Origin of the sequence: Natrialba asiatica DSM 12278, from assembly GCF_000337555.1 — an archaeon.
Classification (GTDB): Archaea; Halobacteriota; Halobacteria; order Halobacteriales; family Natrialbaceae; genus Natrialba; species Natrialba asiatica.
Window position 1 is genome coordinate 102897 of sequence record NZ_AOIO01000022.1, and the last position, 13534, is coordinate 116430.

A 13534-nucleotide genomic window follows, 5' to 3' on the forward strand; every position below is an offset into this window, starting at 1 on the left:
GGAGCGCCAGCTCGACCGCCATAGCGGGGCCGCCACGACTCGTTTCGCTACACCTATCCCGGGGCCGTGGCTACCGCTCGGTATGTTCGATCGCGTTCGCGCCCGTCTCGCCCCCGATCCTTCCCCCGAGCAACAGCGGGAACTAGCCGTCGGGCTGCTCGTCGATGGACCGAACGTCTTCCGCGACGAGTTCGACATCGACCTCGACGATCTCCGGACGGCTGCGCGTGAACTCGGACGCGTCGGCGTTATCAGGCTCTACCTGGACGAACACGCAACTCCCGGCCTCATTCAGGCGGCCGAGGCGCGTGGCTTCGAAGTCGTCGTCACGAGCGGCGATGTCGACGTGAAACTCGCCGTCGATGCGACCGCACTGTCCTGTGACGGGACAATCGACCGCCTCGCGATCGCCTCGCGAGATACGGACTTCAAGCCCGCCCTCGAACACGCCGGAACACGAGGTATCGAAACGATCGCGATCGCGCCGGGATCGCACGGTCGCTCCGATGCGCTTCAAAACGCGGCGGACGAGGCGGTGACACTCGGGACCTGAAGGACAGGCCCTCACCGTCCCACCGCCCCGATGGAGTCTTTATACGCTCCCCGGTCGTTCATCACCTATGCAGCAGGTATCTCATCACGGCCGGAAGACGGCCTACGAGTGCACCGATCGGGGTGGTGACGGCCCAACAGTCTGTTACGTTCACGGCAGCGGCGGCACGAGAGACGTCTGGAAGTCCCAGCACCGCCTCGCCGACCGAACACCGGTCGTCACGCTCGACCTGAGTGGCCACGGCGACTCGGGCGATGTCGACGCGAGCGGGGGGTATACGGCACTTTCGGCCTACGCCGACGACGTTATCGCCGTCGCAACTGAAACAGACAGTCAGATTCTGGTCGGGAACTCGCTCGGCGGGGCACTCGTCCTGCACGTGCTGCTCCAACGCGCCGACGAGTTCAGCCCGGCAGCCGTCGTGTTGACCGGGACGGGTGCCCGCCTCGGCGTCCTCGACGACCTGCGCGAGTGGCTCGCGAGCGACTTCGAACGCGCGATCGAGTTCCTCCACGCTCCCGATCGGCTCTTTCACGATGCCGATCCTGAACTCGTCGAGCGCTCGAAGGAGCAGATGCGCGCGTGCGGGCAGGCGATCACCCGCCGGGATTTCGAGACCTGCCACGCGTTCGACGTTCGCGCTGAACTCGGTGGGATCGACGTGCCGACGCTCGTCGTCTACGGCGAGGCCGATATGTTGACGCCGCCGCGGTATCACGAGTTCCTCGTCGACGGAATTAACGATGCTCGAGCGGTCAAGGTTGACGACGCGGCGCACCTGTCGATGCTCGAGCGACCGGCGGCGTTCAACGACGCTGTGAGCGACTTTGTCGAGTCGGTTGCGGAGTGACGATCTAGGGTGGGGGCGTGCTAGATAACAGTTGAGTTGCAATCCCGGTGGTTGCTGGCTGAACGGCGGCCAGACCGGGACGGAGAAAACGGATTAATACAGTTCGTCGAGGTCCTCGGCCTCGTGGCTGTGTTCGTCGGCGGGGAACGCGCCGGATTCGACCGCGGAGACGTAGTCGTCGACGGCGGATGTCATCTCCTCGCGAACGGAACCGAACTGCTCGGCGAACGACGGCGACCACTCGCTGAGCCCGATCGCGTCGTCGACGACGAGCACCTGGCCGTCACACGCCGGCCCGGCACCGATGCCGATCGTGGGAATGTCGAGTTCGGCCGTGATCTCGGCAGCCAGGTTCGACGGGATGTGTTCGAGGACGAGCGAGAACGCGCCGGCGGCTTCGTGTTCCCGAGCGAGGCCGAGGATGCGATCGGCGGCCTCCCGGTCGGTCCCCTGTCGGGGATAGCCGCCGTAGCGGTTGACGTGCTGGGGCGTCAGGCCGAGGTGGGCCATCACCGGAATGCCGAGTTGGACCATCTTCTCGGTGAGATCGACCGTGTGGGGCCCGCACTCGAGCTTGACCGCCTCGGCGTTTTCCTCTTTGAGCATGCGGCCGGCGTTCTCGATGCTCTCGGCGTCGTCGACGCCGAAGGAGAGGAAGGGCATGTCGGCGACGACCAGGGCGTCGTCGGTGGCGCGCGAGACGGCCCCGACGTGGCGCGCGATATCGTCGACGGTTACCGGCAGCGTCGACTCGTGACCGAGCGAGGTGTTGCCGACGCTGTCACCGACGAGGATAACGTCGACACCGGCCTCGTCGACGAGTTCGGCCGTCGGCGCGTCGTAGGCCGTCAGCATCGTGATCGGTTTCTCACCCGCCATCGCGGTCAAGTCCCTGACTGTGGGCATAGTCACGTGTTGGCGTTCGAGTAGTAAACAGCACCGTTCTTCACCGACGCCCGCACTGGTGGCGGTTGAGCGAGTGACCCGCGACGCTTAAGAGGACTGGGTCGGGAGTCTGAACCGTGCCAGAACCCGTCGAAACGACCGCACCCGAGGGCGTCGACTACGGGTGGGTGATGCAGGTTACCTTCGTCGTTACGATCATCGCCGGTTCGCCGCTCGTCGCGCTCCTCTCGACGACCGCCGAACTGCCGACGTGGGGTTCGCGGGCCGAGTTCGCGATCCGCGTCGGGGCAGTCATCTGGCTGTTCGTCGCGGTGGGCGTCTTTGTCTACGCAAAGCGAGCACAGCGCTGACGGCTTCGGAACGCTGGATCCAGCCGCCAGGTGAACTCGAACTGGGTCGTAGACTTAGACGCCGGACGGTCCATCGCCGACGTACTCGAAGTCGACGCCGGCTCGCCGTGCCGTCCGTTCGTCCCGCTCGGAGTCGCCGACGAAGACCGCCCGCTCGGGCTCAACACCGAGTTCACCGATGGCGGTGAGCAGCGGTTCGGGATCGGGTTTCTGGGTGGCGACCGTATCGCGGCCGACGACGACATCGACCGCCGGTGTGAGGCCGTGTTTTGCGAGTGCGTGTCGGCAGGCGGCCTCGCAGTTGAGCGAGCAGACGCCGACCGGGACGGATCGGGCTTCGAGGTCGGCCGCAAACGAGAGTCGCGGTGCGGTCCGTGCGCCCGTTCGTTCGTGGCTGGCGATCGTCTCCTCGACCGCTTCGAGGAGGCCCGCCTCGGCTGCGCCCTCGAGCATCGCCCAGAGATCATCACCGGGCGGCTCGGTGGCTGCGTCGTCGTACACTGCACGAACGTCGGAAGCGACGACATCCCAGTCGACATCGAGATCGACGAGCGTTCCGTCCAGGTCGTAGACGATCGCATCGTACCCGTTCAGAGCGGTCACGTGCCACAGTAGAAGCCGCCGACGAATATACTGTGTGCTCCGTGACCCCGCTACTCCATCGCGACCTCGCCCGTCGGATCGTCGAGTTGTTCGCCCGCAAGAACGCGGTTCGCCCGTCGGAGCCGTTCCGAGAGCGCCTGGTGTGAAATGTCGAGTTCACACGCGAGTTCTTCGAGCGAGATTTCGCGGGGAACGTCGTAGTAGCCCTGGCGGTAGGCTTCGGCGATGGCTTCCCGTTGCGGGTCGGTCAGCGAGGCCGTGGTCTCGATTTCGTCGTCGCCGGCCTCGACCAGTCGCTGGACGTCGACGCGGACGGACTCGTCCTGTGATTCGATCGCAGCGACCGCGTCCGAGAGGTCCTCTCGCTCGGGAAAGAGGAGCCGCAACGTCCACCGATTGTCGGTTATCTGGGCGTCGAGAACGGCCCCGTCGCCCTCGTAGATGGAACTGCAGACCGACCGCACCCCTTCGCCGTACCGAAGTTGGTAGAACCAGTCGGTCGGTTCCGCGTTCGCTTCGGCCGTTTCGGTCACCTCGCTCGTCGCATCTGCTCCCGCATCTCCAGCCGAACTCGCGAGTAGGTGCGTGTACGCTGCGACCGTCGAATCCGCCTCGAGCGCCGTCTCGAGTTCGTCCCTGTCGACGCCCGAGAACCAGACGAACGGAACCGTTCGTGCGGGTCCCTCGGCGATGACGCTCTCGACGCGAACGGAGACGGTCGATAGCTGGTCGACCGTTTCTCCGAGCGCGAACTCGTCGACTGGCAGGGAGATAACGGCAATAGTCGTCATCGGAATCTCACCCCGACCGAACCGTCCGGCCTTCCGCCGGAAAGCGTGATGCTCTCCACATTCCGACGGGTCGGTTGGCGAACGACACCGCGGTCGTAGGAGACGTTGAGTTTGAGGGGAAACATCTCAGGTCCTCCCGATCGCGACAGCAGGTGCGATACGTGGCCACCGCTCAACGCGCTTGTGAGCGGTCCGACGCGCTCGCTCGTAATCGCCCTGGCCGGATCGCGCTAGTGCGAAAGAGGTCGCCTTGTCGGTTGATGGCCCGGCCTTTGTGTTCCAGCGGTTTAAATGGGGGATCGAGTACTACGATAGCACCGCGTCGCGGCGACCGCGTTATCCCAGTCTCGCAAACCGGTTGAGGGCGTACACCGTTCGCAGGATATCGACGCTTCGACCGCGATCGAAAACGAGTTCATCCGTCTCGAGGACGTGCTCGACGGTATCGCGGGAGGCGTGTTCCGGCGCGGCCGCGATACCGGTTCCGTTCTCGGCGGCCCATCGCATGACCCGCAGGTCGCTCTTCGAGTCGCCCATCACGAGCGCGAACGGGTCCGTGACATCGAGCACGTCCAGCGCGCGTCCGACGCCGACGACCTTGTTTAGTTCGAGGCTCCCGATTTCGGCCGCATCGGCCTCGTAATAGGCTACGTCGATCCGTTCGAGGATCCGTTCGAGTTCGTCCGGCACGGCGACGGCCTCCAGGTCGGGATAGCCGCCCTCGCTCTCGAGGACGGCCCTGATCTCGGGGTCCTGAGCGGCGTAAAAGGTGCGCGTCCAGTCCGTGATCGGTTGTCCGTCGAGTTCGTGGTCGCCGTCGGCGCCCGTCGACGCGAAAATCGTGGCAACTGCGTCCGAGAGCAGATCGAGCAGATAAACCAGCGCCTCGTCGATGATCTCGCGTGCGTTCGACGACCCGGTCTCGTAGTTCGGCTTCATCGTGACGTTGAACTCGTTGCCCTGCAAGTGACAGCCCCGCCGGAGGTCTTCGGACGCCTCGGGGAGCACGCGCGAGCGCACGTCGTCGAATATGTTCCGTATCTCGGCGTCTAGGTCCTCGTAGAGCAGTTGCTTCGTCTCCGCGCCGTGGCCCGGGGTGAAGACGCCCGTTCCGGCCTCGTAGACGATCGAGAGGTTACCCGAGTGAACGATTTCGCTGCCGAGCCCCTGGATGGCAAACCCCTTGACGTTCTCTAAGGTCTGGCCCGTGCAGATGACGATGGGAACGCCGGCCTCGTGGAACTCGGTTAGCACGTGAAGCGTTTCGCGGGGGATTTCGTTATCCGTCCCGCCCGCCGACCGCAGCGTTTCGTCGACGTCCAGGACGAGGACGTTTACGTCACGGCCGTACTTGGCTTCGAGATCGAGCGCGGTAAAGGCCTGCTCGCGAGTCGCCCGCGCGACGATTTCCGCAAAGGTCTCTCCAGCCGCGAAGTCGCCGCGAATCTCGTCCTTTCGCGCCTCGAGTTCATCGCTTGCATCTTGCCAGTGCTCGAGTGCGACTCGCGAGTCGACCGCGGGGAAGACGTCGACGAACTCCTGGTACTCTCGAAGCGTCTCCGTCTCGTACTCGTCGTAAAGCCGATAGACGAGGTCGTATCGTTCCATGGTACGTAGAGCCAGTGGCAGGGAGATAATCGTTTTCCGTCACGTGGCAGTACTTGACGGTGATCGGCCCGAACGGACCCGGCCGGCAAGTCAACTACACGTCATGTTCGCGGCTCATTTCTCGTCGGACGACACGACTATAAAAACCGCGTCCGAAGGAACGACATATGAAGAACGTCGACGATCTCATCGAGAGCGCGGCTGAACTCGCAGCCCGCGGCCTCTCAAAGGGCGAAATCGCGGACGAACTGAACGTCTCTCGCGAGACGGCGAGCTGGCTCGTCGAGCGAAGCGACGCGACGACCCAGTCCGAAGGGCGGCCAGCACAGTCGGCACCGACGGGCGCGGACGCGACGACGGGAAACGGCAACCGCCCGCAGGACATCCACGTCGACTGGGCTGCCATCGGCCGCGACAGCAAGCGCATGAGCCACGTCGCCGCCGCAATGGCCGATCTGTTGGCCAAACACGGCGATGACGTCGATCTCACCATCGGCATCGAAAAGGCCGGCGGCCCCATCGCGACGCTCGTCGCACGTGAACTCGAGACCGACCTCGGGACCTACACGCCGGCAAAACACCAGTGGGAGGAAGGCGACATCGAGGATCTCGGCGGGACCTTCTCCCGGAATTTTGCCGGCATCCGTGACCGGGAATGTTACATCGTCGACGACACCATAACCAGCGGCACGACGATGCGGGAGACGATCGAGGCGATCCGCGCCGACGGCGGTGAGCCGCTTGCCTGCGTCGTCCTCGCGGACAAACAGGGTCTCGAGGAGATCGATGGCGTCCCAGTCTACTCGCTCGTCCAGGTCATCAGTGTCGGGAAGGACGACTGAGACGGTCCGACGGAACTAGTTGAAGATCGGTCGCTCGAACCCGGTCGTCTCCAACGGCGACAGCCGGACTGTTGGCACCGAGTTCGAGATGAGTTCTGTCCGGCCGCATGAACGGATCATCGTCAATTTGGGGCAGACAGGACGCCGTCAGGCATCTCGGACGTGGTCGCGTTCGCAGCCGACCGAACACCCGTCCCGGCGCTTCGGATCGAGTGCTGATCGTGACCGGCTGTGCGACTATCATCACCGAAAGCGTATCCCGGTACCGGACTCTCGTGGTCGCCGCCGATGTCGGGATCCGAGTCGATACCGACCCGAGTAGTCTCGCAAAACACCGCTCGGGGCGTTCAGGAACCGCAAGCGTCTATCGGGTACGTAACTGGCGTCTGAGAGATGTGAACTCGGCGTCCGTGTGCGATTTCGGGAGTATGCATACCTTCAGAGGTACGAATTCGAGTGCCGTGTTATCACATATTTTTTACATATATAGTTTCGGGGAATTTAAACGACATTTGTCACTCTTCGCGAACCTAATAGGTGGCACATTCTCTTGGGGAACGGCGTCCGGGTATGGACCGAGGGTACGATAATGACCGATCGATGTACTCGGCGACGGTTGATCGCAGTCAGTGGTACCGTATGTGCGGCTGCACTCGCAGGCTGTGGCGAGACCGGGGGAGACCCGGAGAATGGGACGGATGACGGGGCGACCGACGGCGGAACCGGCGACGAAAATGGGATGGGCGATGAGAACGGGACGGGTGACGAGAACGGCATGGGTAACGAGACGAACGGCGAGGAGAACGGCATGGGGAATGAAACGGACGGCGAGGAGAACGGAAACGAAACGGACGGAATGGACGGTGAGAACAATACCAGCGAGGAGAACGGTATGGACAACGAGACGAGCGACGAGGATATGTAACTAGCCGTTGGAGACCGCTTTCGGAAGCGAGATCGTCTCGCCTCACCGGCCGACCGGAGGCGGTATCCGCTCGTCACTTCGTTTCAAACTGCGATGTCACTGCCGTATTGGGACGCGTACACGCCACGCGGAAACGTATCCGCGGCTGATATTGATCGAAAACCGTTCCACAACCGATAGCGACCGAAACCGCGAGACGGGGCTGTCCAGCCGCGATACGGAGAGAAGCGTCTCCGTCACTCGAGTTCGAGTAGCAGGCTCTCACAGAGTGCGTCCGGGCCCGCCGTGTCGAGGAGCCGGCGCTGTTTGCTCGCGCCGCTTTCGCGCTCGTAGACCCGCTTGATGCCGTCGATGCCGAGTCGGTCGCACTCGCGGTCGACGACTTCGCCGAGGGAGACGGTGCCGTCGAGGTCGCGATCGATGAACGATGCCTCGTGTCCGTAGCGCAGCGCGCGCCACTTGTTTTCGTCTAAGAGTTCGCGGCGGTGGCGGGAGTTGGGGGTGCCGTCCTCGTACTCCTCGGCCAGTGCCTCGACGAGGGCGTGAGCGTACTCGACGAACGCCATCACGATATCCGGGTCGGCCTGGCCGTCGGGCGTTCGGAGTTCGACGGTGCCGTGTTCCGTGTGCGGGCGGACGTCGTACCAGAGTTCGCCGCGGTCGTTGATCGAGTCGGTCGCGAGCATGCGGCGTTCGAAGCGGTCGAAGGCGTCGAAGTCCTCGAAGTAGGTCGGCATGCCGGTGTTGGGGAGTCCTTCGAAGAGCTTCGCGCGGGCGGACTGGAGGCCGGTGTCGAAGCCGTCCCAGTACGGCGAGTTCGCCGAGAGCGCGAGCATGATCGGGACGTACCACCGCAGTTCGTTGGCGATCCAGACGGCCTTATCGGCGTCGTCGACGCCGACGTGGACGTGAACGCCGGCGGTCGTATTGCGGTGTTGTGGGTACTGGATGCGATCGAGTTGGGCTCGATAGCGGGGTTTCTCCGCGTGTTCGAGTTCGCGCCACTTCGCGAGCGGGTGCAAGCCGGCGGCGGCGATCCGGAAGCCGTGGCGCTCGGCGTGATCGACGAGTGCGCGGCGGATTTCGAGCAGCGCCTCCCGCGCGTTTGCGGGGTCCTCGATGAGCGGCGTCTGGGTTTCGATGACGAACTTGAACAGTTCGTGGTCGAGTCGATCGGCGAGGATTTCGGGGGGGTCGCGTTCGTAGACGAGTTCGTCGGTGCCGCTCGTGGGCCGACCGCGCTCGTCGACGACGAAACACTCCTCTTCGATCCCCAGTGTGCCCATACGCGTAAACGAATCAGGCGACCCGCGTTCCATCGTGGAGTCCTTTTAGCCCCGGCAGTAAATACGGTTTGGAGTTGGTCGCAGACGTATCAACGCGGACTATCCTCATTTTTGAGTGAGTGTTTTGGACACAGAATACGGACGAGGTTGCAGCAGTTAGTGGCCCTCAGGACTCCGCGGGGTCCGAGTCCGAATCGGCTCCGCTTGCGGCCTCCGTTTCGGCGTCGTCGCGCGCCGCGTCGTCGGACCGGCGAAGTTTGAATTTCTGGACCTTTCCGCTCGGGTTTGTGGGGAGTTCCTCTACGAAAGTGTACTCCCGTGGGCGCTTGAAGTCGGCCAACTGGTCGCTCTCGAGGGCGAACGCGTCCAAGTCGTCCGCGGTAACGCCGTCTGCGACGGCGTAGGCGACGACGCGTTCACCCCACTCTTCGTCGGGTTCACCGACGACGGCGGCCGCTTCGACGCCGTCGTGAGAGAACAGCACGTCCTCGACCTCGGCCGGATAGATGTTCTCGCCGCCGGAGACGATCAGATCGTCCTTCCGATCGACCACGTAGAGGTAGCCGTCCGCGTCGCGATAACCGAGGTCGCCGGTGTAGTACCAGGTCGTCCCGTCGGCCTCGCGCAGCGACCGTGCGGTCGCGTCCGGTCGATTCCAGTACTCGCGCATCGTACACGGACCCGCGATGAGTATCTCGCCGATTTTACCCTGTGCGACCTCCCGGTCCGGGTCCGCATCGGGTTCGACGATCCGGAGTTCGTGATTGAGCGCCGGCAATCCTGCACACCCTTGCTTCGAAAGCTGATCTTCCGGTCGCTGAAAGACGCCCGCGGGGCCGATCTCGGTCATGCCGTACGCCTGGATGTAGTCCTCACAGAGGTGTTCGCGGCAGTTCTCCAGCACCTGTTCCGGCATCGGCGCAGCGCCGTACAGGCCGAGTCGCAGCGAGGAGACATCGACATCGCGGTCGGCGGCCGTTAGCGACAGTCCGTTCCAGGCCGTCGGCGCGGCAAACAGGAACGACACGTCGTACTCCTCGATCGCGTCCAGCGCGACCGCCGGATCGAACTCGTGGAGAATAACCGTCGTCGCGCCGCGTTGAACGCGCGGAAACAGACTGCAGTGTAACTCCGCACAGTGATACAGCGGCATGACCGACAGTCCGACGTCGTCCCGCGTGACGTTCATCTCGGCGATACACAACAGATTGTGATCCACCATATCTCGGTGCTCGTGGACCACTCCCTTCGGCCGGCCCGTCGTCCCCGACGTGTAGATGAACGCGTAGGTATCGTCCTCGGAAACGTCGACCGACGGCCGCTCGGCATCGCCGGACGCAAGCAACGCGTCGAACTCGCGGGCGTACGACGGCCCCTCCCCGTCGATATACACGTACTCTTCGACCGACTCGAGTTCAGGTCTCGCGGCCGTGACGGCCTCCCGGGTCGCGGCCTCGAAGACGACGAGTTCAGCCGCGGCATCGGAGACGATGAACTCGATGTCGCCGGCGGCCAGCCGAAAGTTCAGCGGGGTGATGACGGCCCCGAGTTTCGCACAGGCGTAGACGGTGAGGACGAACTCGGAGCCGTTGTGCAACACCGTCGCGACGCGGTCTCCCCGTTCGATCCCGCGGTCGGCGAACGCGTTCGCCAGCCGATTGACGCGCTCGTCGAACTCCGCGTACGTAAAGCGGTGATCCTTGCGCGGATAGACGATGGCCTCGCGGTCGGGATACCGTGCGACGGTCTGTTCGAGCGTCTCCCCTACTGTGGTATAGTGTGACATATGACACGGTAGTTCGACGGCGGGTCGGATAGCTGTTCGGGGTCTGCGATTGTGTATCGGTTCTTGCCCCGGGCACTTCGCACGGACTCGCTTATAGAGCGAGTCGAAGCGCGATAGTGACGCCTGAATCGGTTCCACACCCATCGCACAGCTCTCATGCGATCGGGTGTGCGGTGACTGTCAGTGGCGACCATAGAAGCGAACAGTTGAGCCCGCACGATACGGGTTCTCTCGGTCGATTGGCTGCAGCTACTGGCAGCGTTCTCCACGGCCCTCGTACCACCTTAGTCGGGGCCAGAATTTCCGCCAGTATCCGCCTCGTCCGGCCCGGCGTCGGTTTCGTTCCCGTTCGAAGAGTCGTCGGGAGGCTCGCTTTCCGCCGGCTCGCTACTGAACTCGTAGGTTGCGATTTCGCTCGCCCCACAGACCGGACACGTCGTCGGGGCTTCATCGAACTTCGAGCCGCAGTGTCGACACTCGTGAAGGACCGGCCCGTCCGGCTCGTTCGCCGTCTCGTCCTCCCGCTGGAGGAACTCCGGGAGGAGTTTGTGGAGTGGCATCTTAGGTGAGTCGTGTCGCCGTCTGTGTGGTTCCATCCGGCCCGCGAAAACCCGTCAGTGCAGGTTCGTCGGTGCCGTTCGGTGAGAACACCGTCACGACATCGTGAGGTCTAATTTCGGTATCGCCGTGCGGTGTGATGACCGTATCGTCACGTTCGATCGCGATGACGAGCGTCTGTGCTTCGAGGATGCCGTCGTCCGCTGCCGCCTCGAGCGTGCGCTCGGCAATCGGGGCCTCCTCGTGGACGGTCACCTCGACCACTTCGGCACCGCCGGCCAGACTGATGGAATCCGCCAGCGGTTCGCGGCGGCGATCGTCAGCCGGACCGTACGGTCCGTAGGGGAAGTCGTGTTCGTTCTGCATGAGGAACTCGTCTTCGATCTCGACGTCTAAGGTCGCGAGTTCGCGACCGATCTGACGCAGGTCGCTCGTGTTCGTGCCGACGGCGAGGACGTGGAGGTTCATCCGGCCGCCCATGAGCTCGCGGACGTTGATGACGCCCGGGATCGTGCCGATTCGACGGGCGAGCGCCTCGACATCGCCGAACGGTGCGTGACAGAGAAAGAGATTCATGAGTGAGCCATCGGCGTGTTCGAAGTCGACGGTTGCGTGATAGCCATCGATGATGTCGTGGTCTTCGAGTTGGGAGATCCGGTTTCGGATCGTCGCCCCGGAGACGCTGACATCCTCGGCGATTGTGGGGGCCGACGTGTTGCGAGCATCGGTCATCAACGAATAGATGATTCGACGATCGATTTCATCGAGTCGATAGCTACCGTCGGTCCCGTGTCCCATGTATATTTCTGTGAGTCGAGAGAATATATAACTACGGTACGTCTATCCAATACGCGACGGGGGCTATATTTTCGATGCGAAAACGGCACGGATAGTCGGCGTCAGATACGAGTGGAACGGCAAGCCGGCGTTCGGCTACGCCTAGCGGTCCCCGTTGCGGAGGACGGCACTTAGCAACACGGCAATGGGGATGATTTCCAGACGACCAACCCACATATTGAAGATCAACATGGTCTTCGGGACGGTCGGCATTTCCGGTCCGGTAATACCCGCATCGAGTCCGACGGTGCTCTGTGCGCTCATCACCTCAAAAACGATGTATTCGAGCGGATAGTCCGGAGCGAGCGCCCACAGGAAAACGGCGATTCCAAGCGCGAGAAATGCGAGCCAGAGGATGAGGACGATCGCGGCCTCTGTGAACTCGCGGTGGATCTGCTCTTCGTCGAGCGTTCGATCGCCGAGTTCGAGCCGTCGAATCGCACTCGCGGGGACGAACACGCTCTGAATTTGCCAAAGCGTTCCCTTGATCAGCGTGGCGACGCGGATCAGTTTAAGACCACCGCCCGTCGAACCGGCCGCCGGGCCGGTCAGCATGCCGAGACAGACGAGTAACGTCGCACCGGTCGTCCAGGCCCGTTCCGTTCCGTTCCCGATCGTCGTCGTCCCGAATCCCGCGTTCGAGGTCGCAGAAACGAACTGGAACAGCGCGGTCCGGAACGTCGGTTCGATCGCCTCGTACTGCTGGTTGAGCAGCAACACGGCAGTTAATGCGATCCCACCGAGGGCGAACCAGCCGAGCACCCATCTCGTCTGGAGATCCGCGTAGATGTTTCGAATCTCGCCTTTGAGGATGAGGTAGTGGATCGGGAACGCGATGCTGCCGGCGACCATAACCGGAATGACGGCGTACTCGATAAGCGGTTTTCCGTAGTAGCCGATCGACTCGGCGCGGACCGAGAAGCCGCCGGTTGCGATAGCCGTCATCGCGTGGTTGATCGCGTCCCACGTCGGCATGCCGGCGACGACGAACAGTGCGATGCCGGCGAGCGTAAATCCGAGATAGAGTTTCCAGATCTCACGGACCGTCGAAACGATGCTGGGATGGATCTTCCGCGACCGGGCCTCGCTCTCGTAGAGGGTCAACGAACCGCTCCCGGGTCGCGCGAGGATAGCCACCGTGAGCACGATGACGCCGACGCCGCCGACCCACTCGATGAACGACCGCCACCAGTGCAGCGACCGCGGAAGGGCCTCCTCGTCCGCGGCCATCGTCAACCCCGTGCCGGTAAAGCCGCTCATACTCTCGAAAATACCGTTGAGCGGCAGTCGAAAGGCGGCGGTCGTCTCGGTAATCCCCGGCGTGTTCAGCCAGGCCGGAAACGGATCGAGGGTGATCGTCCAGGCGATCAGCAAGAACGGGAAGCTGCCGAGCACGCCGATGACTCCCCAGGCCGTCGCTGCGATGAGCATCCCGTGGCGTTTGCCCGGATCGGGCGCATCGATAAACGTGCGGGCGAGCGCCACCCCGATCGCCAGCATCAAGGCTCCCGAAACCGCGAACGCCGGGACCGCGTAGAACTCGCCATTGATGAGTGCGACCGGAATGGAGAGAAACGCCATCAGCGAGACGACCTGCACGATCCGGCCCACGTCCCGCCCGACTGTCTCGTACTGCATT

At 63.3% G+C, this 13534-nt stretch carries 14 protein-coding genes; 5 read left to right on the top strand and 9 right to left on the bottom strand.

Going from position 1 to position 13534, the window contains the following annotated elements:
* Nucleotides 1–82 precede the first annotated feature (82 nt).
* Together C481_RS08955 and C481_RS08960 are read left to right on the top strand one after the other, a co-directional pair.
* Nucleotides 83–553, top strand: a complete 471-nt coding sequence (locus C481_RS08955; protein WP_006108866.1) for an NYN domain-containing protein — start codon at nucleotides 83–85, stop codon at nucleotides 551–553.
* A 67-nt stretch (nucleotides 554–620) separates the two neighbouring features.
* The gene (locus tag C481_RS08960) at nucleotides 621–1403 is read left to right on the top strand and encodes an alpha/beta fold hydrolase (RefSeq protein ID WP_006108867.1); all 783 of its coding nucleotides are present in this window, start codon (nucleotides 621–623) and stop codon (nucleotides 1401–1403) included.
* 93 nt (nucleotides 1404–1496) lie between these two features.
* Here C481_RS08960 and panB read toward each other — a convergent pair whose 3' ends face one another.
* Entirely contained in the window at nucleotides 1497–2309 is an 813-nt protein-coding gene (gene panB, locus C481_RS08965; RefSeq protein WP_049904544.1) for a 3-methyl-2-oxobutanoate hydroxymethyltransferase, read from the bottom strand.
* A 116-nt stretch (nucleotides 2310–2425) separates the two neighbouring features.
* Between panB and C481_RS08970 the strand changes: the two genes are divergently transcribed.
* Entirely contained in the window at nucleotides 2426–2659 is a 234-nt protein-coding gene (locus C481_RS08970; protein WP_006108869.1) for a DUF5822 domain-containing protein, read from the top strand.
* 54 nt (nucleotides 2660–2713) lie between these two features.
* Here C481_RS08970 and C481_RS08975 read toward each other — a convergent pair whose 3' ends face one another.
* The 3 genes from C481_RS08975 to C481_RS08985 all read right to left on the bottom strand — a co-directional run bounded on the left by C481_RS08975 (nucleotide 2714) and on the right by C481_RS08985 (nucleotide 5661).
* Nucleotides 2714–3262 carry an HAD family hydrolase gene (locus C481_RS08975; protein ID WP_006108870.1) on the bottom strand — a complete coding sequence of 183 codons (549 nt, stop codon included), beginning with the start codon at nucleotides 3260–3262 and terminating at the stop codon, nucleotides 2714–2716.
* A gap of 50 nt (nucleotides 3263–3312) precedes the next feature.
* Nucleotides 3313–4053, bottom strand: a complete 741-nt coding sequence (locus C481_RS08980; RefSeq protein WP_006108871.1) for a helix-turn-helix domain-containing protein — start codon at nucleotides 4051–4053, stop codon at nucleotides 3313–3315.
* Nucleotides 4054–4389: 336 nt separating this feature from the next.
* Nucleotides 4390–5661: an HAD family hydrolase gene (locus tag C481_RS08985; RefSeq protein WP_006108872.1), complete on the bottom strand. Its 1272-nt coding sequence runs from the start codon at nucleotides 5659–5661 to the stop codon at nucleotides 4390–4392.
* A 167-nt stretch (nucleotides 5662–5828) separates the two neighbouring features.
* Here C481_RS08985 and gfcR point away from each other — a divergent pair, with 167 nt between their 5' ends.
* Nucleotides 5829–6503 carry a transcriptional regulator GfcR gene (gene gfcR / locus C481_RS08990; RefSeq protein WP_006108873.1) on the top strand — a complete coding sequence of 225 codons (675 nt, stop codon included), beginning with the start codon at nucleotides 5829–5831 and terminating at the stop codon, nucleotides 6501–6503.
* A gap of 589 nt (nucleotides 6504–7092) precedes the next feature.
* The gene (locus C481_RS09000) at nucleotides 7093–7428 is read left to right on the top strand and encodes a hypothetical protein (protein ID WP_006108875.1); all 336 of its coding nucleotides are present in this window, start codon (nucleotides 7093–7095) and stop codon (nucleotides 7426–7428) included.
* Between the two features lie 236 nt (nucleotides 7429–7664).
* On the opposite strand, the gene C481_RS09005 is transcribed toward C481_RS09000, so the two are convergent.
* The 5 genes from C481_RS09005 to C481_RS09025 all read right to left on the bottom strand — a co-directional run bounded on the left by C481_RS09005 (nucleotide 7665) and on the right by C481_RS09025 (nucleotide 13533).
* Nucleotides 7665–8747 carry a glutamate--cysteine ligase gene (locus C481_RS09005; RefSeq protein ID WP_006108876.1) on the bottom strand — a complete coding sequence of 361 codons (1083 nt, stop codon included), beginning with the start codon at nucleotides 8745–8747 and terminating at the stop codon, nucleotides 7665–7667.
* Nucleotides 8748–8880: 133 nt separating this feature from the next.
* Nucleotides 8881–10500, bottom strand: coding sequence for a long-chain-fatty-acid--CoA ligase (locus tag C481_RS09010; protein ID WP_006108877.1), 1620 nt, complete (start codon nucleotides 10498–10500; stop codon nucleotides 8881–8883).
* A gap of 284 nt (nucleotides 10501–10784) precedes the next feature.
* Nucleotides 10785–11060, bottom strand: a complete 276-nt coding sequence (locus tag C481_RS09015; protein WP_006108878.1) for a hypothetical protein — start codon at nucleotides 11058–11060, stop codon at nucleotides 10785–10787.
* Nucleotide 11061: 1 nt separating this feature from the next.
* Entirely contained in the window at nucleotides 11062–11856 is a 795-nt protein-coding gene (locus C481_RS09020) for an Lrp/AsnC family transcriptional regulator (protein WP_006108879.1), read from the bottom strand.
* Between the two features lie 141 nt (nucleotides 11857–11997).
* The gene (locus C481_RS09025; RefSeq protein WP_006108880.1) at nucleotides 11998–13533 is read right to left on the bottom strand and encodes a TrkH family potassium uptake protein; all 1536 of its coding nucleotides are present in this window, start codon (nucleotides 13531–13533) and stop codon (nucleotides 11998–12000) included.
* Between the last annotated feature and the right edge of the window lies 1 nt (nucleotide 13534).

What these genes read in the sequence shown, in the direction of transcription:
- C481_RS08985 (WP_006108872.1), bottom strand. Translation starts at nt 5,661, where the DNA reads ATGGAACGATACGACCTCGTCTATCGGCTTTACGACGAGTACGAGACG.
- C481_RS09005 (WP_006108876.1), bottom strand. Translation starts at nt 8,747, where the DNA reads ATGGAACGCGGGTCGCCTGATTCGTTTACGCGTATGGGCACACTGGGG.
- C481_RS09015 (WP_006108878.1), bottom strand. Translation starts at nt 11,060, where the DNA reads ATGCCACTCCACAAACTCCTCCCGGAGTTCCTCCAGCGGGAGGACGAG.
- C481_RS09000 (WP_006108875.1), top strand. Translation starts at nt 7,093, where the DNA reads ATGACCGATCGATGTACTCGGCGACGGTTGATCGCAGTCAGTGGTACC.
- C481_RS09020 (WP_006108879.1), bottom strand. Translation starts at nt 11,856, where the DNA reads ATGGGACACGGGACCGACGGTAGCTATCGACTCGATGAAATCGATCGT.
- gfcR (WP_006108873.1), top strand. Translation starts at nt 5,829, where the DNA reads ATGAAGAACGTCGACGATCTCATCGAGAGCGCGGCTGAACTCGCAGCC.
- C481_RS09010 (WP_006108877.1), bottom strand. Translation starts at nt 10,500, where the DNA reads ATGTCACACTATACCACAGTAGGGGAGACGCTCGAACAGACCGTCGCA.
- C481_RS08960 (WP_006108867.1), top strand. Translation starts at nt 621, where the DNA reads ATGCAGCAGGTATCTCATCACGGCCGGAAGACGGCCTACGAGTGCACC.
- C481_RS09025 (WP_006108880.1), bottom strand. Translation starts at nt 13,533, where the DNA reads ATGCAGTACGAGACAGTCGGGCGGGACGTGGGCCGGATCGTGCAGGTC.
- C481_RS08955 (WP_006108866.1), top strand. Translation starts at nt 83, where the DNA reads ATGTTCGATCGCGTTCGCGCCCGTCTCGCCCCCGATCCTTCCCCCGAG.
- C481_RS08980 (WP_006108871.1), bottom strand. Translation starts at nt 4,053, where the DNA reads ATGACGACTATTGCCGTTATCTCCCTGCCAGTCGACGAGTTCGCGCTC.
- panB (WP_049904544.1), bottom strand. Translation starts at nt 2,309, where the DNA reads ATGCCCACAGTCAGGGACTTGACCGCGATGGCGGGTGAGAAACCGATC.